At 67.6% G+C, this 21,971-nt stretch carries 21 protein-coding genes and 1 pseudogene; 10 read left to right on the plus strand and 12 right to left on the minus strand.

Features of this window, described 5'->3' with window-relative positions:
• Nucleotides 1-157: 157 nt before the first annotated feature.
• Nucleotides 158-390, plus strand: a pseudogene (locus G3N92_RS35515) (hypothetical protein); the annotation flags it as partial.
• Between the two features lie 208 nt (nucleotides 391-598).
• On the opposite strand, the gene G3N92_RS16175 reads toward G3N92_RS35515, so the two are convergent.
• From G3N92_RS16175 to G3N92_RS16215, 9 genes are all read right to left on the minus strand, one after another.
• Nucleotides 599-1,060, minus strand: a complete 462-nt coding sequence (locus G3N92_RS16175; RefSeq protein WP_206128543.1) for a peroxiredoxin — start codon at nucleotides 1,058-1,060, stop codon at nucleotides 599-601.
• A gap of 81 nt (nucleotides 1,061-1,141) precedes the next feature.
• Nucleotides 1,142-2,038 (minus strand): polysaccharide deacetylase family protein, encoded by an 897-nt coding sequence (locus G3N92_RS16180; protein WP_206128544.1) that lies wholly within the window; start codon nucleotides 2,036-2,038, stop codon nucleotides 1,142-1,144.
• A gap of 4 nt (nucleotides 2,039-2,042) precedes the next feature.
• The gene (locus G3N92_RS16185) at nucleotides 2,043-3,098 is read right to left on the minus strand and encodes a bifunctional UDP-4-keto-pentose/UDP-xylose synthase (RefSeq protein WP_206128545.1); all 1,056 of its coding nucleotides are present in this window, start codon (nucleotides 3,096-3,098) and stop codon (nucleotides 2,043-2,045) included.
• Nucleotides 3,095-4,051 (minus strand): formyltransferase, encoded by a 957-nt coding sequence (locus tag G3N92_RS16190; protein ID WP_206128546.1) that lies wholly within the window; start codon nucleotides 4,049-4,051, stop codon nucleotides 3,095-3,097. Before G3N92_RS16190 ends, G3N92_RS16185 begins: the two co-directional genes overlap by 4 nt.
• Nucleotides 4,048-5,052 (minus strand): glycosyltransferase, encoded by a 1,005-nt coding sequence (locus tag G3N92_RS16195; protein ID WP_206128547.1) that lies wholly within the window; start codon nucleotides 5,050-5,052, stop codon nucleotides 4,048-4,050. Before G3N92_RS16195 ends, G3N92_RS16190 begins: the two co-directional genes overlap by 4 nt.
• A gap of 6 nt (nucleotides 5,053-5,058) precedes the next feature.
• A complete protein-coding gene (locus tag G3N92_RS16200; RefSeq protein WP_206128548.1) occupies nucleotides 5,059-6,210 on the minus strand; it encodes a DegT/DnrJ/EryC1/StrS aminotransferase family protein in 1,152 nt (383 codons plus the stop codon).
• 147 nt (nucleotides 6,211-6,357) lie between these two features.
• The gene (locus G3N92_RS16205) at nucleotides 6,358-6,729 is read right to left on the minus strand and encodes an SMR family transporter (protein WP_206128549.1); all 372 of its coding nucleotides are present in this window, start codon (nucleotides 6,727-6,729) and stop codon (nucleotides 6,358-6,360) included.
• A 22-nt stretch (nucleotides 6,730-6,751) separates the two neighbouring features.
• On the minus strand, nucleotides 6,752-8,449 hold the full coding sequence (locus G3N92_RS16210) for a glycosyltransferase family 39 protein (RefSeq protein ID WP_206128550.1): 1,698 nt from the start codon (nucleotides 8,447-8,449) through the stop codon (nucleotides 6,752-6,754).
• Between the two features lie 221 nt (nucleotides 8,450-8,670).
• A complete protein-coding gene (locus tag G3N92_RS16215) occupies nucleotides 8,671-9,054 on the minus strand; it encodes an Mth938-like domain-containing protein (protein ID WP_206128551.1) in 384 nt (127 codons plus the stop codon).
• A gap of 341 nt (nucleotides 9,055-9,395) precedes the next feature.
• Here G3N92_RS16215 and G3N92_RS16220 point away from each other — a divergent pair, with 341 nt between their 5' ends.
• The 7 genes from G3N92_RS16220 (at nucleotide 9,396) to G3N92_RS16250 (ending at nucleotide 17,036) form a co-directional block, all read left to right on the plus strand.
• Nucleotides 9,396-10,634, plus strand: a complete 1,239-nt coding sequence (locus G3N92_RS16220; RefSeq protein WP_206128552.1) for a pyridoxal phosphate-dependent aminotransferase — start codon at nucleotides 9,396-9,398, stop codon at nucleotides 10,632-10,634.
• Nucleotides 10,635-10,682: 48 nt separating this feature from the next.
• Entirely contained in the window at nucleotides 10,683-12,005 is a 1,323-nt protein-coding gene (locus G3N92_RS16225; protein ID WP_206128553.1) for a homoserine dehydrogenase, read from the plus strand.
• A gap of 8 nt (nucleotides 12,006-12,013) precedes the next feature.
• Nucleotides 12,014-13,465: a threonine synthase gene (gene thrC / locus G3N92_RS16230; protein WP_206128554.1), complete on the plus strand. Its 1,452-nt coding sequence runs from the start codon at nucleotides 12,014-12,016 to the stop codon at nucleotides 13,463-13,465.
• 236 nt (nucleotides 13,466-13,701) lie between these two features.
• Nucleotides 13,702-14,955, plus strand: coding sequence for a gephyrin-like molybdotransferase Glp (gene glp / locus G3N92_RS16235; RefSeq protein WP_206128555.1), 1,254 nt, complete (start codon nucleotides 13,702-13,704; stop codon nucleotides 14,953-14,955).
• Between the two features lie 19 nt (nucleotides 14,956-14,974).
• A complete protein-coding gene (gene moaD / locus G3N92_RS16240) occupies nucleotides 14,975-15,232 on the plus strand; it encodes a molybdopterin converting factor subunit 1 (protein ID WP_206128556.1) in 258 nt (85 codons plus the stop codon).
• Nucleotides 15,233-15,241: 9 nt separating this feature from the next.
• The gene (gene moaE / locus G3N92_RS16245; protein WP_206128557.1) at nucleotides 15,242-15,724 is read left to right on the plus strand and encodes a molybdopterin synthase catalytic subunit MoaE; all 483 of its coding nucleotides are present in this window, start codon (nucleotides 15,242-15,244) and stop codon (nucleotides 15,722-15,724) included.
• A 97-nt stretch (nucleotides 15,725-15,821) separates the two neighbouring features.
• Nucleotides 15,822-17,036 carry a J domain-containing protein gene (locus G3N92_RS16250; protein ID WP_206128558.1) on the plus strand — a complete coding sequence of 405 codons (1,215 nt, stop codon included), beginning with the start codon at nucleotides 15,822-15,824 and terminating at the stop codon, nucleotides 17,034-17,036.
• Nucleotides 17,037-17,075: 39 nt separating this feature from the next.
• Here G3N92_RS16250 and G3N92_RS16255 read toward each other — a convergent pair whose 3' ends face one another.
• Nucleotides 17,076-17,645, minus strand: coding sequence for a group III truncated hemoglobin (locus G3N92_RS16255; protein ID WP_206128559.1), 570 nt, complete (start codon nucleotides 17,643-17,645; stop codon nucleotides 17,076-17,078).
• 199 nt (nucleotides 17,646-17,844) lie between these two features.
• On the opposite strand from G3N92_RS16255, the gene G3N92_RS16260 reads away from it, so the two are divergent.
• Nucleotides 17,845-18,318, plus strand: coding sequence for an Rrf2 family transcriptional regulator (locus tag G3N92_RS16260; RefSeq protein WP_206128560.1), 474 nt, complete (start codon nucleotides 17,845-17,847; stop codon nucleotides 18,316-18,318).
• A 204-nt stretch (nucleotides 18,319-18,522) separates the two neighbouring features.
• Nucleotides 18,523-21,120 (plus strand): ATP-dependent chaperone ClpB, encoded by a 2,598-nt coding sequence (gene clpB, locus G3N92_RS16265; protein ID WP_206128561.1) that lies wholly within the window; start codon nucleotides 18,523-18,525, stop codon nucleotides 21,118-21,120.
• A 94-nt stretch (nucleotides 21,121-21,214) separates the two neighbouring features.
• Here the strand turns inward: clpB and G3N92_RS16270 are convergent, their stop codons facing one another.
• Together G3N92_RS16270 and G3N92_RS16275 are read right to left on the minus strand one after the other, a co-directional pair.
• Nucleotides 21,215-21,649, minus strand: a complete 435-nt coding sequence (locus G3N92_RS16270) for a YidB family protein (protein ID WP_206128562.1) — start codon at nucleotides 21,647-21,649, stop codon at nucleotides 21,215-21,217.
• A 111-nt stretch (nucleotides 21,650-21,760) separates the two neighbouring features.
• Nucleotides 21,761-21,971, minus strand: a 211-nt coding sequence (locus G3N92_RS16275; protein ID WP_206128563.1) for a hypothetical protein, incomplete at its 5' end; no start/stop codon positions are given.

A 21,971-nucleotide genomic window follows, 5' to 3' on the forward strand; every position in this document is an offset into this window, starting at 1 on the left:
GGGGGGGGGGGGGGGGGGGGGGGGGGGGGGGGGGGGGGGGGGGGGGGGGGGGGGGGGGGGGGGGGGGGGGGGGGGGGGGGGGGGGGGGGGGGCGGGGGGCGGGGGGGGGGGGGGGGGGGGGGGCGGGGGGGGGCGGGGGGGGGGGGGGGGGCGAGCCCTGGTGGGCGGGGGGCGTCGCAGGGGTGCGGGTCGTGCGCGCTTTCACCTTGTATTCATCGGGCGGCAGCAGGCTGCCGAGCTTGCTGGGAGGAGTAGGCAAAGGCATGGTGTCCCTCGGGAGGAATCGTGTCGCTTGGAATGCGCCGCGGTTCGCATCCTGTCACGCGTGGCGTGCAGTTTGCGCGGCGTGGCGCAAAGGAGTGTCAAAACGCCGGTTCGCCTATTTTTCGATCAGCTCCTTGGCGGAAGTGTCGCGACGGACGGTGCGTGCCGCGAGCGGCCATGAAAAAAGCCGCTTCCCCCGAACAGGGACAAGCGGCTCGGATTCTTGCAGCGTAGCGGCGCACCTCACGGGCCAGCGACCCTCGCGCTGACCGCCTGCACAGCTACGAAAAAGAGTGGGCTGACGGGCATTCATTGCGGCCCAATATAACCCGCCTCAAAGCGCTTGTACAGCGCCGAGCACCTCGTCGACATGGCCCGGCACCTTGATGCCGCGCCACTCCTGGCGAAGCACGCCGGCGGCGTCGATCAGGAAGGTCGAGCGCTCGATTCCGCGCACTTCCTTGCCATACATTTTCTTCATTTTCATGACGCCGAACAGCGCGCAGAGCGTTTCTTCGGGATCCGAAATCAGCGGAAACGGCAGTTCGAGCTTGGTCTTGAAATTGTCATGCGAGCGCAGGCTGTCGCGCGACACGCCGACGATCTCCGCGCCGGCCTTCTTGAATTTCGGATACAGATCGCGGAATTGCAGGCCTTCGGTCGTGCAGCCCGGCGTGTTGTCCTTCGGATAGAAATACAGCACGAGCTTCTTGCCGTTCAGCGCGGACAACGTGAAGTCGCCACCCGTTGCCGGCGCGGTGAAATCGGGAATTGGACGATCGATTTCGACGGACACGGAATTTCTCCTGTTGTTATCGGCGGCACGGCGCGTGCGTGCGCCATGCCGAGCGGAAGGGGTATCGAAGGCGGGGGCGGTTCAGTCGGGCTGGACGATCAGCTCGCCGGAGCGGCCGGGAATTTCGCCCCACGTGACAGGGTACGATGGCAGCGAATCGAAATCCAGCGCGGCATGATAGTCGCCCATGGTGGCGAACGTATGACCTTGCGCGCGCCAGCCGGCGAGCAACTGCTCGAAGATCGGCGCGAGCTTCTGGCCTTCGAGCTCGGCGTGCAGCGTGAACACCTGATCGTGCGGATTCTGCTCGGTCAGCTTGAGCAGGTGGGCGGCGACGTTCGATTCGTCGATGCCGTCGAGGCCGAGCACCTCGTCGAGCGTGGGCAGCGTGGTGGGCATCTGCACATGCGCGAGCGTGCGGCCCGCGACGACCGGCCGGTACGGGCCGTGGCCGCGTCCGTCCGAGGCGTAGAGCATGCCCCAGGCGTCGATCTGCTCGAACGCGCCGTCGTTCATCTGCCAGCCGGCCGCGCCGTGCGTGACGGGCGGCGCGCCGAAGATCTCGATGAAGCGCGCGTGGCTCTTGCCCATCTCGCGGGCGGTCCAGTCGCGCGGGCGGGCCCGCACGTTGTCCTGCCAGTAGACGTGATCCCAGGTGTGGATGCCGCACTCGAAGCCGGCCTCGTGGATCGCGCGCATTTCGCCCACCGCGCGCCGGCCGATGTCCGGCCCCGGCAGCAGCACGCCGTACATCAGCTGGCGGATGCCGTAGTGCTCGACCACCGAGGTGCGCGACACCTTCTTGAGGAAGCCCGGCCGCAGCACGCGGCGCATGGCCCAACCGGTGTGATCGGGACCGAGGCTGAACAGGAAGGTCGCGCGCGCGGCGTGACGGTCGAAGATGCGCGCGAGATTCGGCACGCCTTCGCGGGTGCCGCGAAGCGTGTCGACGTCGATCTTGAGGACGATGCGGGCCAACGCGTCAGCCTTGCTGCTCGACCAGCGCGCGCGCGTCGGCCACGTGGCCGCGGTACGCTTCGAAGATGTTGCGCAGCGCGTCGTCGAACGTCGATTCCGGCTTCCAGCCGAGTTCCTGCATCGTGTTGTCGATCTTCGGCACGCGGTTCTGCACGTCCTGGTAGCCGTTGCCGTAGTAGGCGCCCGAGGTGGTTTCCACGAGCTGAACCTTCTTGGCCGTCTCGGCGTACTCGGGGAACTCGGCGGCCAGTTCGAGCATCTTGTGGGCCAGTTCGCGCACCGAGTAGTTGTTGCTCGGGTTGCCGATGTTGTAGATCTTGCCCGAGGCGATGCCGTTCGGGTTGTCGATGATCTTCATCAGCGCGCTGATGCCGTCGTCCACGTACGTGAACGCGCGCTTTTGCGAGCCGCCGTCGACGAGGCTGATGTTCTCGCCGCGCACGATGTGGCCGAGGAACTGCGTGACCACGCGCGAGCTGCCTTCCTTCGGCGTGTAGATCGAATCGAGGCCCGGGCCGATCCAGTTGAACGGGCGGAACAGCGTGAAGTTCAGGCCTTCCATGCCGTAGCCCCAGATCACGCGGTCCATCAGCTGCTTGGAGCACGCGTAGATCCAGCGCGGCTTGTTGATCGGGCCGTAGGTCAGCGCCGAGGCGTCCGGATCGAATTGTTCGTCCGAGCACATGCCATAGACTTCCGAGGTCGACGGAAACACCAGGTGCTTGCCGTACTTGACGGCCGAACGCACGATCGGCAGGTTCGCCTCGAAATCGAGCTCGAACACGCGCAGCGGCTGCTGCACGTAAGTGGCGGGCGTGGCGATCGCGACCAGCGGGAGGATCACGTCGCACTTCTTGACGTGGTATTCGACCCATTCCTTGTTGATCGTGATGTCGCCTTCGAAGAAGTGCATCCGCTCGTGATTGACGAGATCGCCAAGCCGATCGGTTTGCATGTCCATCCCGAACACTTCCCAATCGGTGGTTTCAAGAATGCGCTTGGACAGGTGGTGGCCGATGAAGCCGTTCACACCCAGGATCAGGACTTTTTTTGCTTTCATGACTGACGGGAAGAATCAATGAACTGCGCGAATTGAGCGGGAGAGACGGCCGTTTCGTTGTCCGGACGGCCGTTGGGCTGCTCGCGCAGCTCGAGGATGGTGACGGCGCGGCTGTCGCCGCAGACGCCGAATAGCGCATTATCGCTTACGTGCAGGCCCGGCGGCAAATCCCGCGCGGCCTGTGCGGCCGGCGAGCCGGGCGCCGCGAGCCGCGCGCGCGCGACCACGAAACGCGTGCCGTGCAGGTCGGTGAACGCGCCCGGATAAGGGGGCGCGACCGCGCGGATCAGGTTGTAGACCTCGGCGGCCGGTTTCGACCAGTCGAGGCGGCCGTCCTCGGGCTTGCGTCCGCCGAAGTAGCTGCCTTGCGACAGGTCGTTCGGCAGGTGCGGCGCCTCGCCGGCCAAGAGCGCCGGCAGCACGCGCCAGAGCGTCTGCTCGGCGGCCACGGTCACCTTGTCGAAAACTTGCGCGGCGGTGTCGTCGGGCAGGATCGGCACGGCCGTCTGGCCGACGATCGCGCCGGCGTCGGGCTTGGCGGCCATTTCGTGCAGCGTCGCGCCCGTCTCGGTTTCGCCGTTCAGCACCGCCCAGTTGGTCGGCACGCGGCCGCGGTACTTCGGCAGCAGCGAGCCGTGCATGTTGTACGCGCCGCGCGGCGCGAGCGCCAGCAGCGCCACCGGCAGCATGTGCCGGTAATAGAACGAGAAGATGAAGTCGGGCCGGGCCGCCGACACCGCCTCGCGCAGCTCGGTCGAGGCCGGATCGGCCGGCGTGAGCACCGGGATGCCGTGCTCGCGCGCCACCGACGCGACGCTGCCGAACCAGATGTTCTCGGTCGGGCTGTCTTCGTGCGTGACCACCAGCGCCACGTCGACGCCGCGTGCGAGCAGCACCTGCAGGCAGCGCACGCCGACGTTGTGATACGCGAATACCACCGCGCGCGATTTCATCGCGATGCCTCCTCGGCGCCCGGCAGCGGCAGCGACGCACGGTCGTAGCGCTCCTCGAGCACGGTCTGGATCAGGTAGCGCGGCCGCGCGCGCACCTGTTGATAGATTCGTCCGATGTATTCGCCGAGCAGGCCGAGCGCGAAGATGATCACGCCGAGCATGAAGAACGTGATGGCGAACAGCGTGAACACGCCCTGAACTTCGGCGCCGATCACGAAGCGGCGGATCAGCAGCAGCAGGAACAGCCCGGCCGAGCCGAGCGACAGGATCACGCCGACGAACGACAGCCATTGCAGCGGCACCACCGAGAAGCCGGTGACGAGGTCGAAGTTCAGGCGGATCAGGCTGTAGAGCGAATACTTCGATTCGCCCGCGAAGCGTTCCTCGTGCGCGACGTCGATTTCGGTCGGGTTCTGCGCGAACGTGTAGGCCAGCGCCGGGATGAACGTGTTGACCTCGCCGCAGCGGTTGATGGTGTCGATGATCTGGCGGTTGTAGGCGCGCAGCATGCAGCCCTGGTCGGTCATCTTGATGCGCGTGATGCGCTCGCGCAGCCGGTTCATCACGGCCGACGCCTTGCGGCGCCACAGGCTGTCCTGACGCTGCATGCGGATCGTGCCGACGTAGTCGTAGCCTTCGCGCATCTTGTGCACGAGCTTGCCGATTTCCTCGGGCGGATTCTGCAGATCGGCGTCGAGCGTGATGACGATCTGGCCGCGCGATTGCTCGAAGCCCGCCAGGATCGCCATGTGCTGGCCGTAGTTGCCGTTCAGCAGCACCACGCGCGTCGTGTCGGGACGCTTGCGGAACTGCTCGGCGAGCAGGGCGGCCGAACGGTCGCGGCTGCCGTCGTTGATCAGGATCACTTCGTACGACGCGTCAAGCGCGTCGAGCGCCGGATACAGGCGGGAGAAGAGCGCGGCCAGCCCGTCTTCCTCGTTGTACACGGGGATGACGATCGAGACTTCCGGGTTCGTGGCGCGTGTTTCAGGGTGAGTCATGTCCGCTTATTTTCCGTATCGTTCGCAAATCTGGTTGACGGCGTCGACGACGCGCGTCACGTCGGCCTCGCTCATCTGCGTGAACAGCGGCAGCGTGACGGTCGACGCGCCGAAGCGCTCGGCATGCGGGAACATGCCTTCGCGGAAGCCGAGCGCGCGGTACAGCGTGAACAGGTGGATCGCCGGGTAGTGCACGCCCGAGCCGATGCCGTGTTCCTTGAGCTGCGCCATGAACTCGCCGCGCGTGATCGCGAGCCGTTCGAGCGGCAGCGTGATCTGGAACATGTGCCAGTTGCCGTGCTCGAACTCGGCCACCGGCAGGCCGATGCCGAGCGCCGCGGCCGGGCCGCCGGCGAAACCGTCGAAGTAGGCGCGGGCGAGCCGGCGGCGCACCTCGGTGAAGCGGTCGATCTGGCCGAGCTGGCCGAGGCCCACGCGGGCCGCGACGTCGGTCAGATTGTACTTGCCGCCGAGCACGTCGCAGTCCATGCCGTCGAGGCCCGTGCGCGTCACGCCCTGCAGGCGGTATTTCTGCGCGAGCAGCGCCTCGGCTTCGTCGTTGAGCACCAGCGCGCCGCCCTCGATCGAGGTGACGTTCTTGTTCGGGTGGAAGCTGAACGAGACGAGATCGCCGAACGCGCCGATCCGCTTGCCCTTCCACGACGAGCCGAGCGCCTGCGCGGCATCTTCGATCACGCGCAGCCCGGCCGCGCGGGCGATGGCGTACAGGCGATCCATGTCGACCGGCAACCCGCCGAGGTAGACCGGGATCACGGCCTTGGTGCGCGGCGTGATCGCGCGTTCGAGCGCGTCCAGATCGAGGTTGCGCGTGGCGGGGTCGATGTCGACGAACACCGGCGTGGCGCCCACTTCGAGAATCACGTTGCTGGTCGCGACCCAGCTCGCGGGCGTGGTGATCACTTCATCGCCCGGGCCGACGCCGGCGATGCGCAGGCCGATCTCGAGCGTGGCGGTGCCGGAGTTGAACGTGCGCACCGGGCGGCCGCCGCAGTAGTCGGACAGCGCCGCTTCGAAGCGCTGATTCTGCGGGCCGGTCGTGATCCAACCGGAGCGGAGCACCTCGGTGACGCCCTGAATGGTGTCCTCGTCGATTTCCGGGCGGGTCATCGGCAGGAACGGAACGGATGGCTGGCTCATGTCGGCTGATGGGTAGACAGTAAATAGGGCTGGATCTTAGGCGATCCGGCATGCGCATTAGACACTGGTTCGCGAGAGTACAACGTCTCTTTTTGTGGGGGGAAGGGGGGGATTGCCGCGATGGCGCCCGCCGCCCCCGGCGGCGGCTCAGCCGCGCGCCAGCACCACCACGCCGATCAGGATGATGCCGATGCCGATCAGGCGCTGCAGGCTCATCACCTCGCCGAACAGATACCAGGCGGCGAACGCGTTGAGCACGTAGCCGAGCGAGAGCATCGGATAGGCGATCGACACGTCCACGCGCGACAGCCCGACGATCCACACCACCACGCTCAGCACGTAGCAGCTGAGGCCGCCGATGATCGGCAACTGCGTGGCGATCTTGAAGCCGATCGGGATGATGTTGGCGCGCGAGATCTCGAAATGGCCGACGGCGTTGACGCCGGCCTTGAGCAGCAACTGCGCGACGGCATTGAGCAGCACGCCGATGATGATGCAGACGAGGGAAACGGGATTCACGGAACGGCGGTCCTTGGGAGGCTCAGGATTGGGGCGGGGTGGCGGCCGGCGTCGCGACGATCACGCGGCGGTTGTCGCGCGCGATCACCGTCATCGGCAGGCCTTGCTTGACGAATGCGTCGTAGCGCTCGGGGCGCATCATCGCCAGCGCCGGCTGGCCGCTGCGCCAGCGGCGTTCCCACTCGGCGATGGTCGGCACCCATTTCTGCGGTTCCTGCCCGATGCCGAAGCTCAGTTCGTCCTGATAGGCCACCAGCGTGGTGGTGTGACGCACGTAGAACGGCACGGTGTGGTCGAGCATTTCGACCGAATAGAACGGCGTGTCGGGCGGCAGCTTGGCGAACTCGGCGCGCACGGCCGGGGCGAGCAGCGCGCCCGAGCTGTAGCGGCCGAACGCGTCGTGGCCGGTGCCGCCGATGGTGCCGAGCAGCAGCCAGCCCGCGCCGAACACGAACGCGGTGGCGGCGATGCCGGCCTTGCCGCGCCGGTTGATCGACAGGGCCAGCAGCGTCAGCACGAAGGCGGTGGCCAGCGCCGCGTACACCCAGTGCTGGAAATCGACGTATTGCGCGTTCGGCGTGCGGGCGTCGCCGAGGCGGCCCAGCACGATGCAGCCGCAGGCGGCCGCGATCAGGAACAGCAGGTAGCCGATCAGGTGCCAGCGGTAGCGCTCGCGCGCCACCAGCGGCAGGTAGGCGCCGAGCATCAGCGCGAGCGACGGCGCCACCGGCAGCACGTACGACACCAGCTTCGAATGCGAGGCGCTGAAGAACACGAAGATGAACCCGGTCCAGATCAGCAGCACCAGCATCGGCGCGAAGCCGTTCGGCTGGCGCGGCATGCGCCAGGCGTGGCGCAGGCTCTGGCCGGCGATCGACAGCCACGGCAGGAAGCCCACCAGCAGCACGCCGACGAAGTAGTACACCGGGCCGGGGCGGTTCTGCTCGGGCGTCAGATAGCGGCGGAACTGCTGGACCACGAAGAAGAAGTTGAAGAATTCGGGGTTGCGCTCCTGCATCAGCACGAACCACGGCGCGGCGATCGCGAAGAAGATCACGAGGCCGCTCACGAGGTGCAGGCGCTTCCAGAGCGCCCAGTCGCGGGCGATCAGCGTGTAGAGCACCAGTACCGCGCCGGGCAGGACCACGCCGATCAGGCCCTTCGACAGCACGGCCACGGCCATCGACGCCCAGCACAGCCACATCCAGCCGCGCGTGGCGCGCGTCGGCAGGCCGGGCCGCTGGGCCAGCAGCAGCGCGCCGAGCGTGACGGCCATCCAGAACGACAGGCCCATGTCGAGCGTGTTGAAGTGGCCCATCAGGTTCCAGTACGGCGAGGACGCGAGCACCACGGCGGCGCACAGGCCGGCCAGCGGGTTGAACACGCGCGCGCCGGTGTAGCCGACGAACAGGATGCCGGCGAAGCTGGCCAGCGCCGTGTAGAGCCGGGCCTGCCATTCGCCGAGGCCGAACCAGGCGAACGTCAGCGCGTTCATCCAGGTCTGCATCGGCGGCTTTTCGAAATACTTGTAGCCGTTGTAGCGCGGGGTGATCCAGTCGCCGGTGGCGAACATTTCGCGGGCCATTTCGGCGTAGCGGCCCTCGTCGCTGGGGATCAGGTGGCGCAGCCCGAGCGGGCCGAACCAGATCAGGGCGAGCGCCAGCACGATCAGGAGGAGTGCGGCGCGGTTGAGCGGTAGCCTCGATGGCGTATCGTTCATGAGTCGGTCAGCCTGTCAGACAGTCGTAGTGGAATGGCGGAATCGGAAGCCGGTGCGCCATCGGGCGGCATCGGCGGGCGGCGTCGATTCCGGGTCGGGAACGGGCGCCGCCGGGCTTTGTAACGCATCGCGCCTTAACGTTCAATTAACGTCGCTTTCAAACGGGTGTCACGCACGCCGGGTTCGATGGGCGCGGACGCCGGTTCGTCCGCCGGTCGCGGTTATTGCGCCGGGCGCTCGATCAGCAGCGCGGCGGCGACCTTGCGGCCCTCGGACATCAGGATGTTGTAGGTGCGGCAGGCGGCCTGGAAATCCATCGTCTCGACGCCGATCCGGCGCGCCGTGAGTGCGGCAGTCAGCCGCGGGTGGGGGAAGCGCAGGCGTGCGCCGCTGCCGAAGATCACGACTTCCGGGGCGGGATCGAGCAGCATCGCGAAATGCTCGGCGGTCAGCGCGTCGAACGCCTCGACCGGCCATGGCGCGACGGGCGCGGCCGGCAGCACGAGCACGCTGCTTTCGTGGCGCTGGAGGTTGATCTCGACGTAATCGGGGCCGTAGCCGGTGACGGTGTTGAGCGCGTCGCTCGGATCCTGGTGTAGTTTCAAATCGTTGTCCGCGGTGTCGGGTGGGCCGCTCCGGCTTGCCCGGCCGGCCGGGCAAGCCAGCCTGAGGCGGCTGCCGGGCGCCGCGGCCGGCAGCCGCGCGCGGCGCCGATGTGCCGTGCGCAGGCGGTCGAACCGGATTGGTGCATTGCGAAAGCGGGTGAAAATCCGCTAAATTATAGCTTTTTAGCCGCCCCCGGGCGGCATTTGCGTCGCGCGTCGCCACAAGCCGCGTTCGGCCTCGCTTCCGACCGTCTCCTAGACAGCGCGCACCGACCGGCCGCTCTCCAGTTGTTGACCCCCTTCTCCCAGCTTCGCCAGCCTTGCCCAGGAACGTGCCCGCCGTGAAACCGATTCAGAAATCCAACAAGCTGCTCAACGTGTGCTACGACATTCGCGGCCCGGTGCTCGAGCATGCCAAGCGCCTCGAAGACGAAGGCCACAAGATCATCAAGCTGAATATCGGCAACCTGGCGGCGTTCGGTTTCGAAGCCCCGGACGAAATCATTCAGGACATGATCCGTGCGCTGCCGAATTCGTCGGGCTATTCGGATTCGAAGGGCATCTTCGCGGCGCGCAAGGCCGTCATGCACTACACGCAGGAAAAGGGCGTGAAGGGCGTCGAACTCGACGACATCTACATCGGCAACGGCGCGTCGGAACTGATCGTGATGGCCACCCAGGGCCTGCTCAACGACGGCGACGAAGTGCTGCTGCCGGCGCCCGACTACCCGCTCTGGACGGCCGCGGTCAGCCTGTCGGGCGGCACGCCCGTGCATTACATCTGCGACGAGCAGAACGGCTGGATGCCCGATCCGGACGACATCCGCCGCAAGATCACGCCGAACACCAAGGCGCTGGTGGTGATCAACCCGAACAATCCCACCGGCGCGCTCTATTCCGACGACCTGCTGCGCGAGCTGATCGCGATCGCGCGCGAGCACGGCCTGGTGATCTTCGCCGACGAGGTGTACGACAAGATCATCTACGACGGCAAAACGCACACGGCGCTCGGCTCGCTGTCGGAAGACGTGATCACGGTCACGTTCAACAGCCTCTCGAAGAGCTATCGCTCGTGCGGCTACCGGGCCGGCTGGATGTTCGTGTCCGGCCTGACGGGCGAGAACCGCCGCCGCGCCAAGGATTACCTCGAAGGGCTCGGCATCCTGTCGTCGATGCGGCTGTGCGCGAACGTGCCCGGCCAGTTCGCGATCCAGACCGCGCTCGGCGGCTACCAGAGCATCAACGAGCTGATCGTGCCCACGGGCCGCCTGTATCGCCAGCGCGAGCTGGCCTACGACATGCTGACCGCGATCCCGGGCGTCACCTGCGTGAAGCCCGACGCGGCGCTGTACATGTTCCCGCGCCTCGATCCGAAGCTCTACCCGATCCAGAACGATCAACAGTTCATTCTCGACCTGCTGCTCAAGGAACGCGTGCTGCTCGTTCAGGGCACGGGCTTCAACTGGCCCACGCCCGATCACTTCCGGGTGGTGTTCCTGCCGAACATCGACGACCTGACCGATTCGATCAACCGGATCGCGCGTTTCCTCGACGGCTACCGCAAACAGCACGCGGCCTGACCGGCCGCCCGCTCCGCCTTCATTCAACTTCATACAAGACCACGCAGCATGGAACCGATCAAAGTCGCCCTGTTGGGCTTCGGCACCGTCGGCAGCGGCACCTTCGAGGTGCTGCGCCGCAATCAGGAAGAAATCAAACGGCGCGCCGGCCGGGGCATCGAGATCACGCGCATCGCGGTCCGCAACCCGGCGAAGGCGCAAGCCGCGCTGGCCGGCACGCAGATCGACGTGACGACCGATTTCCAAGCCGCCGTCGACGATCCGTCGATCTCGATCGTCGCCGAAATGATCGGCGGCACCGGCATCGCCCGCGAGCTGGTGCTGCGCGCGATCACCAACGGCAAGCACGTCGTGACGGCCAACAAGGCGCTGCTCGCCGTGCACGGCAGCGAGATCTTCGCGGCCGCGCGCGAGAAGGGCGTGATGGTGGCGTTCGAGGCGGCCGTCGCCGGCGGCATTCCGATCATCAAGGCGCTGCGCGAAGGCCTGACGGCCAACCGCATCCAGTACATCGCCGGCATCATCAACGGCACCACGAACTACATCCTGTCGGAAATGCGCGACCGCGGCCTCGATTTCGCGACCGCGCTGAAGGCCGCGCAGGCGCTCGGCTACGCGGAAGCCGATCCGACCTTCGACATCGAAGGCGTGGACGCCGCGCACAAGGCCACCATCATGAGCGCGATTGCGTTCGGCGTGCCGGTGCAGTTCGAGCGCGCCTACGTCGAGGGCATCAGCAAGCTCGCGGCCACCGACATCCGCTACGCGGAAGAGCTCGGCTACCGCATCAAGCTGCTCGGCATCGCGCGCCGCGCGGAGCAGGGCATCGAGCTGCGCGTGCATCCCACGCTGATCCCGGAAAAGCGCCTGCTGGCCAACGTGGAAGGCGCGATGAACGCGGTCGTGGTGCACGGCGACGCGGTCGGCACCACGCTGTACTACGGCAAGGGCGCCGGCGCCGAGCCGACCGCCTCGGCCGTGGTGGCCGATCTGGTGGACGTCACGCGCCTGCACACGGCCGATCCGGAGCATCGCGTGCCGCACCTGGCGTTCCAGCCGGAAAGCCTGTCGAACACGCCGATCCTGCCGATCGAGGACGTGACGAGCGGCTACTACCTGCGCCTGCGCGTGGCCGACGAAACCGGCGTGCTGGCCGACATCACGCGCATCCTGGCCGATTCGGGCATCTCGATCGACGCGCTGCTGCAGAAGGAATCGGAGCAGGTCGACAGCAACAACGGCGAGACCGACATCATCCTGATCACGCACGTGACGATCGAGCGCAACGTGAACGCCGCGATCGCCCGCATCGAGGCGCTCTCGACGGTCCGCTCGAAGGTCACGAAGCTGCGCATGGAAGCGCTCAACTGAGACACGACATGAACTACATTTCGACGCGCGGCGCCGGCATCGGCGAGCGCCACACGTTCTCGGACATCCTGCTCGGCGGCCTCGCGAAAGACGGCGGCCTGTATCTGCCGGCCGCGTACCCGCGCGTGTCGGCGGACGAACTCGCGCGCTGGCGCACGCTGCCGTACGCGGAACTGGCGTTCGAGATCCTCTCGAAGTTCAGCGACGACATCCCGGCCGACGACCTGCGCGACCTGACGCGCCGCACCTATCGCGCCGACGTCTACAGCAACACGCGCCACGGCGAGAACGCGGCCGACATCACGCCGATCAAGCCGCTCGGCACGGAAGGCGGCACCACGCTGTCGCTGCTCGAACTGTCGAACGGCCCGACGCTGGCGTTCAAGGACATGGCGATGCAGCTGCTCGGCAATCTGTTCGAGTACACGCTGGCCAAGCACGGCCAAACGCTGAACATTCTCGGCGCGACCTCGGGCGACACCGGCAGCGCGGCCGAATACGCGATGCGCGGCAAGGCCGGCGTGCGCGTGTTCATGCTGTCGCCGCACAAGAAGATGAGCGCGTTCCAGTCGGCGCAGATGTACAGCCTGCAGGATCCGAACATCTTCAACCTGGCCGTGGAAGGCGTGTTCGACGACGCGCAGGACATCGTCAAGGCCGTCTCGAACGATCACGCCTACAAGGCGAAGCACAAGATCGGCACGGTCAATTCGATCAACTGGGCGCGCGTGGTGGCGCAGGTCGTCTACTACTTCAAGGGCTATTTCGCGGCGACCCAAAGCAACGACGAGCGCGTGTCGTTCACGGTGCCGTCGGGCAACTTCGGCAATGTCTGCGCGGGCCATATCGCGCGCATGATGGGCCTGCCGATCGAGAAGCTCGTGGTGGCCACCAACGAGAACGACGTGCTCGACGAGTTCTTCCGCACCGGCACGTATCGCGTGCGCGGCGCCGAGAACACGTACCACACGAGCAGCCCGAGCATGGACATCTCGAAGGCCTCGAACTTCGAGCGTTTCGTGTTCGACCTGCTCGGCCGCGATCCGGCGCGCGTCGTGCAACTGTTCCGCGACGTCGAGGCGCACGGCGGCTTCGATCTGGCGAAGAGCGGCGATTTCGCGCGCGTCGCGCAGTTCGGGTTCGTGTCGGGCCGCAGCACGCACGACGACCGCCTGGCGACGATCCGCGATGTGTACTCCCGTTACGCCACCATGATCGACACGCACACGGCCGACGGCGTGAAGGTGGCGCGCGAGCATCTGCAGCCGGGCATTCCGATGGTGGTGCTCGAAACGGCGCAGCCGATCAAGTTCGGCGAGACGATCCGCGAGGCGCTGGGCCGCGAGGCCGAGCGTCCGTCGGCGTTCGACGGCATCGAGGCGCTGCCGCAGCGTTTCGAGGTGGTCAAGGCCGACGCGCAGCAGGTCAAGGATTTCATCGCCGCGCACACGGGCGACTGATCCGGCGCGCGGGCGAGGCGGGGGCAACAAACGCTTTTGCCTCGCCGTGCAGCCGTTCACGGCCGCGATGGGCTTGCCGCCCGTTGCGGCCGTTTTCATTGCGGGGCGCCGCGCGCGACCTGCGCCAGCCCGCATGCGCGGCATGGGCCGGATCTGCGGCCTGTTGCGCGCCACGCACGCGGTCACGCCCCGTGCTCGTTACAATGACGCTTCCGCGTTCCCCCACGATCTCCGAGATGTCGAATCCCGCTCCCCAGGCGCCCCGCGCCCCGATGCTGTCGACCGCCGATGCGCTTGCCGCCTTGCTCGGCGCGGCCGCGCCGCTCGCGGATGCCGAAACCGTGCCGACGCTCGAGGCGCTCGGCCGTGTGCTCGCGGCCGACGTGGTGTCGCCGCTCGACGTGCCGCCGATGGCGATCAGCGCGATGGACGGCTACGCCGTGCGCGTGGCCGACCTGACGCAGGGCGAGCGCCGCATGCGCGTCTCGCAGCGGATTCCGGCCGGTCACCCGGCCGCGCCGCTGGCGGCCGGCACCGCGGCGCGGATCTTCACGGGCGCGTCGGTGCCACCCGGCGCCGACGCCGTGGTGATGCAGGAGCAGGCGAGCGCCGCTGGCGACGAGGTCGATTTTCTGCACACGCCGAAGGCCGGCGAATGGATCACCGCGCAGGGCGCCGACATCCGGCGCGGCGCCGTGATCCTGCCGGCCGGCACGCGGCTCGGGCCGCAGGCGCTCGGGCTGGCCGCCTCGGTCGGCTGCGCGAGCCTCGTCGTGAAGCGGCGCGTCAAGGTGGCGGTGTTCTTCACGGGCGACGAACTGACGATGCCGGGCGAGCCGCTCGAGCCCGGCGCGATCTACAACTCGAACCGTTTCACGCTGCGCGGCCTGCTGGAGCGCTTCGGCTGCGAAGTCGGCGATTTCGGCATCGTGCCCGATTCGCTGGACGCCACGCGCGCCACGCTGCGCGAGGCGGCGCGCGGCCATGACCTGATCGTGACGAGCGGCGGCGTATCGGTGGGCGACGAAGACCACGTCAGGCCGGCCGTCGAGGCCGAGGGCCGACTGTCGCTGTGGCAGATCGCGATGAAGCCGGGCAAGCCGCTGGCCTACGGCGCGGTGCGCCGCGAAGGCGAGGGCGCATCGGGCGAGGCGCATTTCATCGGCCTGCCCGGCAACCCGGTGTCGAGCTTCGTCACGTTCCTGCTGTTCGTGCGGCCGTTCCTGCTGCGGCTGGCCGGCGCGACGCAGGTGGCGCCGCGTGCGCTGTCGCTGCGCGCCGATTTCACGCAGCGCAGCGGCGACCGCCGCAACGAGTTCCTGCGCGCGCGTGTCAACGACGCGGGCGGCCTCGATCTGTACCCGAACCAGAGTTCGGCCGTGCTGACCTCGACCGTCTGGGCCGACGGCCTCATCGACAATCCGCCGAACCACGCGATCAGCGCGGGCGAGACGGTCCGTTTCATTCCCTTTTCCGAATTGCTCGGCTGACGGCCGGGCTGCCTCACAGATGAAGATCGAACTGAAATTCTTTGCCAGCGTGCGCGAGGCGCTCGGCGTCGCCAGCGAATCCGTGACGGTGCCGGACGGCATCGCCACCGTCGGCGACGTGCGCAGCTGGCTGCGCGCGCGCGGCGGCGTCTGGGCCGACACGCTGGCCGATGGCCGCGCGCTGCGCATGGCCTGCAATCACGTGATGACCGATGCCGGCACGCGCATCACCGACGGCTGCGAAGTCGCGTTTTTCCCGCCCGTGACGGGCGGCTGAGGAGGCGCGATGGCGACGGTACGCGTTCAGACCGAAGATTTCGACGTCAGCACCGAGCTGGCCGCGCTGCGCGCGCGCAACCCGAAGATCGGCGCGGTGGCCTGCTTCGTCGGCACCGTGCGCGATCTCAACGAGGGCGAAACGGTCGCCGCGATGGAGCTCGAGCACTATCCGGGCATGACCGAGAAATCGCTGGAGGGCATCGTCGCCGAGGCCGTCGCGCGCTGGCCCGGCATCGAGGTGGCGATCATCCACCGCGTGGGCCGGCTCGTGCCGCTCGACCAGATCGTGTTCGTGGCGACCGTCTCCGCGCATCGCGGCGAGGCGTTCGCGTCGTGCGAATTCGTCATGGATTACCTGAAGACCCAGGCGCCGTTCTGGAAGAAGGAAAGCACGCCGGCCGGCGAGCGCTGGGTCGATGCGCGCAGCAGCGACGATGCGGCGCTCGCGCGCTGGGGCCGCCGCGGCGACACGCCGCACGGCGGCGGTTGATCCGCTTGCCCGCCGCCGTGCGCGGCCCGCGCCTCGACGGCGCGTCGCCGGGCCGCTACCATCGCGGCTCGCCAGCATTCCGAAGCCGTTTCCGATCATGACCGACGTATCGTCCAGCGCCATCCTGCTGGTGCCCGCCACCGGCTCCGCCGGCCTGTCCCCTTCGCAACGCCAGTTCAACGCGCTGACCCGCCAGGTCGCGGCGCGGCGCGAGCGGCTGCGCGCGTGGGAAACCGTCTGGCCGGCGTTCCAGCAACGCTACGTCGACGAATGGGTGCCGCTCGCCCGCGACGTGACGGCGCGCGAAACGGAGCTGGTGCGCCAGCTCGACGTGGCGTTCGACATGAAGGGCCTGACGCGCGCCGAACGGGCGCTGGTGGCCGAGCTGATCGTCCATTTCGTGCGGCCGTTGCTGGGCGGCGAGACGGATCGCGAGTTGCGCGCGATCGTGGCGCGTCATCGTTTTCCGGAGCAGGCCGGGAGCGAGGGCCGCTCCGGTTCGTCGCGGCGGGGCCGCGCGCGTTCGCGCGATCGGGCGCCGGTGGAGCCGGAGGCGCCGGAAGAACTGGACGCCGCACCGGAGGCCGAGTCCGACGACGCCATGATGGCGCGGATCCAGGCCGAGCTCGACGAGCAGGAAGCGCGCGCCCACGCCCACGCCGAGGCCCGGCAGGCGCGTCAGAGCGAGCGCTCGGAGCGCCAGCGCGCCAAGCGCCGGGCCGATGCGGCGAAGGCGGAGGCGGAGGCGGAGGCGGAGGCCGAAGCCGAAGCGAATCCTCGCGGAGAATCGACGCAAGCGGCCGACGAGGACGCGGCAAACGCCGTGCCGGACTTGCCGCCGGCGCAGGTCAGCCGTTCGCTGCGCGATCTCTATCGCCGTCTGGCCAGCGCGCTGCACCCCGACCGCGAGCCCGATCCGGCCGAGCGCGAGCGCAAGACCGCGCTGATGCAGCACCTGAACCGCGCGTACGACAAGCAGGATTTGCTGCAACTGCTCGAACTCGAGCGCGATCTGGGGCCGGCCGACGCCGGCCGGCTGGCCGGGGCCGGCGACGATCTATTGCAACATTACAACGGCATGCTGAAGGCGCAACTGGGCTCGCTCGACCGCGAGCTGCATCGCGTCGAAAGCGATTTTCGGCACGGTTACGGGATTGGCGCATCCACGGTGCTGTCGCCCGACAACGCGCTGCGCACGCTCGGCGACGAGATCGTCGCGCTGCGGCGGGCGCAGGCCGAGTTGGCGGACGATCTGCTGGCGTTTCGCGACATCGGCGCGCTGAAGGATTGGCTGGACGGCTTCGTCGGCTAGGCCGGGCCAGGCGCCGTTCGATGTCGCCGGCTCGACGCCTCAGGCGTCTTCGTCGGCCGCGCGGCCGATGATTCGGGCCGGAAACGGCTCGCCGCGCGGCCGCTCGGGCGGGGCGGGGTGCGGATCGTCGCCGTCGCGCGCGCGTTTCGGCGAGATCGCATCGAGCAGCGCCTGCTGCTCGGCCGGAATCCGATAATCCCAACCGAAGCGGCTCAACTGCAGGCTCTGCGCGATGCGCAGCGCCGGTTCCATGAAGCGCACGGCGGCGGCCGGCGCGTAGCGCGCATCCACCGTTTTGAGAAACAGCGTCAACCAGCGGCTGAAGTGCGCCGACTCGAGGCCGTCGAGCGGCTGGTGCTTGGCCTGCACATTGCCGCGATAGCCCTTGGTGCCGAGCACCAGGCTCGACCAGAACGCCTGCATTTTCGGCAGATGCTCGTCCCAGTGGCCGTCGAGTTTCGCGCCGAACACGGGGCCGAGCAGCGGGTCGGCGCGCACCTGGTCGTAGAACGCGTCGACCAGTTCGCGGATGTTGTCGGCGGTCGGTTCGGTGGCGCGCGGAACCGGCGCGGCGGCGGCGTTCGAGGCCGAATCTTGAGAAAGCGTCATCGTCGGGCTGGGAAGGAGGCCGCTGAGCGGTCCGGTAAGGGGCCGGTACGGGGTCGCGATTTTGTCGCACAATAGCCCACGGCCATCCGAAAAAAGTGCTTCAAGGGCGCATATTATCCTGCGATTCCTGAGCCGGCGCGTTTGCCCACCGCGGCGCGCCGGACAGCCGGGCACTCCAACGACACGATCGACTTCCCTCATGAGACTGACCGACTACACGGATTACTCGCTGCGCGTCATGCTGTTTCTGGCGGTTCGCGGCGAAGGGCTGTCGACGATCCAGGAAATCTCGGACGCCTACGGGATTTCGAAAAATCACCTGATGAAGGTCGTGCAGCGGCTCGGCGAGCTGGGCTGGGTGGAGACGGTGCGCGGCCGTAACGGCGGGCTGCGCGCCAGCGCGCGCTCGTCGGCGCTGACGGTGGGCGAGGTGGTGCGCGCCAGCGAGAACGATTTCGCGCTGGTGGGCTGCTTCGGCGGTGCGAGCGACGGCGTCGAGCATCGCGCCTGCGTGATCGAGCCGCATTGCCGGCTCAAGAGCGTGCTGGCCGCCGCGCGCGACGCGTTCTTCGCCGAACTCGACCGCCACACGATCGGCGAACTGGCGCAGCCGGCCTCGCCGCTGGCCGCGGCGCTCGGGATCGGCATACCGGTGGTCGTCGAGCCGGCCTGAGGCCCGCATCGCCGCCGCCGATTCCCCTCTAGACTTCCCGTTGGCCCCCCGGCGATGCCGGGCCGCGCACCGCGCACCGTCATTTATCTGCGACATCCTGCCACGTAGGTGCATCGCGTCAAGGCACGTCTCTTGCTGTCGAGACGCTTGAAAGGCCGATATCCATCCTCATGTTGGTGCTATTCGAAAATTGGAGGTCTCTTCATGAGAATCGACAAGCTCACCACCAAGTTCCAGGAAGCCCTCGCCGACGCGCAGAGTCTCGCCGCGGGCCGCGACAATCAATACATCGAGCCGGCGCACGTGCTGGCCGCGCTGATCGCGCAACAGGACGGCTCGGCGCGTTCGCTGATGTCGCGCGCCGGCGTGCACGTCCAGGCGCTGCAAGGCGCGCTGAACGAATCGATCTCGCGCCTGCCGCAAGTCACGGGCACCGGCGGCGAGATCCAGATCGGCCGCGAACTGGCCGGCCTGCTGAACCAGTCGGACAAGGAAGCGCAGAAGCTCAACGACAGCTTCATCGCCAGCGAAATGTTCCTGCTCGCGGTGGCCGACGACAAGGGCGACGCGGGCAAGCTCGCGCGCCAGCACGGCATGACGCGCAAGGCCATCGAGGCGGCCATCGCGGCCGTGCGCGGCGGCTCGCAGGTGCATAGCGCCGACGCCGAAAGCCAGCGCGAGGCGCTCAAGAAATACACGGTCGACCTGACCGAGCGCGCCCGTGCGGGCAAGCTCGATCCGGTGATCGGCCGCGACGACGAAATCCGCCGCTCGATCCAGATCCTGCAGCGCCGCACCAAGAACAACCCGGTGCTGATCGGCGAGCCGGGTGTGGGCAAGACGGCGATCGTCGAAGGGCTCGCGCAGCGCATCGTCAACGGCGAAGTGCCCGAGACGCTGAAGAACAAGCGCGTGCTGTCGCTCGACATGGCCGCGCTGCTGGCCGGCGCGAAATATCGCGGCGAATTCGAGGAGCGTCTGAAATCGGTGCTCAGCGACGTCGCGAAGGACGAAGGCCGCACCATCGTCTTCATCGACGAGATCCACACGATGGTGGGCGCGGGCAAGGCCGAGGGCGCGATGGACGCCGGCAACATGCTGAAGCCGGCGCTCTCGCGCGGCGAACTGCATTGCATCGGCGCGACCACGCTCGACGAATACCGCAAATACATCGAGAAGGACGCCGCGCTCGAGCGCCGCTTCCAGAAGGTGATCGTGGACGAGCCGAGCGTCGAGGCGACGATCGCGATCCTGCGCGGCCTGCAGGAAAAGTACGAGCTGCACCACGGCGTGGACATCACCGATCCGGCGATCGTCGCCGCGGCCGAGCTGTCGCATCGCTACATCACCGACCGTTTCCTGCCGGACAAGGCGATCGACCTGATCGACGAGGCCGCCTCGAAGATCAAGATGGAAATCGATTCGAAGCCCGAATCGATGGACAAGCTCGACCGCCGCCTGATCCAGTTGAAGATCGAGCGCGAAGCCGTCAAGAAGGAGCAGGACGAGGCGTCGCAGAAGCGCTTCCAGTTGATCGAGGAAGAAATCGAGCGGCTCGGCCGCGAATATGCCGACCTCGAGGAAATCTGGACCGCCGAGAAGGCGGCGGTGCAGGGCAGCGCGCATCTGAAGGAAGAGATCGACCGGGTGCGCGCCGAGATCGCCAAGCTGCAGCGCGAAGGCAAGCTGGAGAAGGTGGCCGAGCTGCAATACGGCAAGCTGCCGCAACTCGAGGCGCAATTGAAGCAGGTCACGCAGGCCGAGGAGCGCGAGCAGCAGAATCCGACCAAGCCGCGCCTGCTGCGCACGCAGGTCGGCTCGGAGGAAATCGCGGAAGTCGTGTCGCGTTCCACCGGCATTCCGGTGTCGCGCATGATGCAGGGCGAGCGCGAGAAGCTGCTGCACATCGAGGAAAAGCTGCACGAGCGCGTGATCGGCCAGGACGAGGCGATCAACGCCGTGTCCGACGCGATCCGCCGCTCGCGCGCCGGGCTGTCGGATCCGAACCGCCCGTACGGCTCGTTCCTGTTCCTCGGGCCGACGGGCGTCGGCAAGACCGAGCTGTGCAAGGCGCTGGCCGGCTTCCTGTTCGATTCGGAGGATCACCTGATCCGCATCGACATGAGCGAGTTCATGGAGAAGCACAGCGTCGCGCGGCTGATCGGCGCGCCGCCGGGCTATGTCGGCTACGAGGAAGGCGGCTATCTGACCGAAGCCGTGCGCCGCAAGCCGTACAGCGTGATCCTGCTCGACGAGATCGAGAAGGCGCACCCGGACGTGTTCAACGTGCTGCTGCAGGTGCTCGACGACGGCCGCATGACCGATGGCCAGGGCCGCACCGTGGATTTCAAGAACACGGTGATCGTGATGACCTCGAACCTCGGCTCGCAGGTGATCCAGTCGATGGCCGGCTCGCCGCAGGAAGCCGTGAAGGATGCGGTGTGGGAAGAGGTGAAGCTGCACTTCCGGCCCGAGTTCCTGAACCGGATCGACGACGTGGTGGTGTTCCATGCGCTCGACCGCAGCAACATCCAGTCGATCGCGAAGATCCAGCTCGAACGCCTGCACGAACGGCTCGCCAAGCTCGACATGCAGCTGGAAGTGTCGGATGCGGCGCTCGACCAGATCGGCAAGGTCGGATACGACCCGCTGTTCGGCGCGCGGCCGCTCAAGCGCGCGATCCAGCAGGAGATCGAGAATCCGGTCGCCAAGCTGATCCTCGCGGGCCGCTTCGGGCCGAAGGACGTGATTCCCGTGGATGTGCAGGACGGCAAGTTCGTGTTCGATCGCGTCGTGCACTGAGCAGGTTGGGCCCGCGGTTCGGGCCCAAAAGCGAAAAACCCCGCTTCAACCGAAGCGGGGTTTTTTCATGGGCGCGAACGCCGAACGCTGCCGGTCAGGCCGGCTTGCTGCCGCCAAACAGCCCGGCCAGTTGCGAGAGCGAACCGAGCAGGCTCGAATGATCGAGCTGGCCGTCGGTCGGCACTTCGCCGTCCGGCGTGGCGTGGTTGACCAGATGCGGCAGCACCTGGGCCAGCAGGCCGGTGGCGATCGACGGATCGATGCCGGCCTTGTTGGCCAGGTTGGCGACGGTATCCTGGCCGAGCACGTTCTGCAGCGTGTCGGGCGAGATCGGCTGGTTTTCGCCGTTGCCGACCCACGAGCCGATCACTTCGCCAGCGCCGCCCTGGCGAAATTTCTCGATCAGGCCGTTCAGGCCGCCGGGCTGGTTGTTGATGAATTCGAGCACGGCGCCGATCAGCGCGCCCTGGTTGCCGCCGGCACCGCTCTGGCCGCCGAGCATGCCGCCCACCATATCTAACAGACCCATGATTTTCTCTCCGTTGAAGCTGGTTTCCGGTTTCACGAACCGGCGCCGAATGGATTGGCCGGCGCCGGATTGAACTTGCGGCCCGCCGCGTCGTGCGCGGCGGATCGTCGGTCAGGCGCCTGACGCGGCCGATGCGCCCTGACTCTTTTTCGCCTTGCGCGATTGCTTGGCGCTCGGTGCCGACGCGCCGGCCGGGGCCGATGCGCCGGTTGCCGCGGCGGCGCTGGCGGCGGCCGCCGCCTTGTCCTTCTTCTTCGAGGCGCGCGTGGCCTTGGCCGGCTTGCCGCTGTCGGCCGGCGTGGTGGCGGCCGGAGCGGGGGGC

It is taken from the genome of Burkholderia sp. Ac-20379, from assembly GCF_017104645.1.
Classification (GTDB): Bacteria; Pseudomonadota; Gammaproteobacteria; order Burkholderiales; family Burkholderiaceae; genus Burkholderia.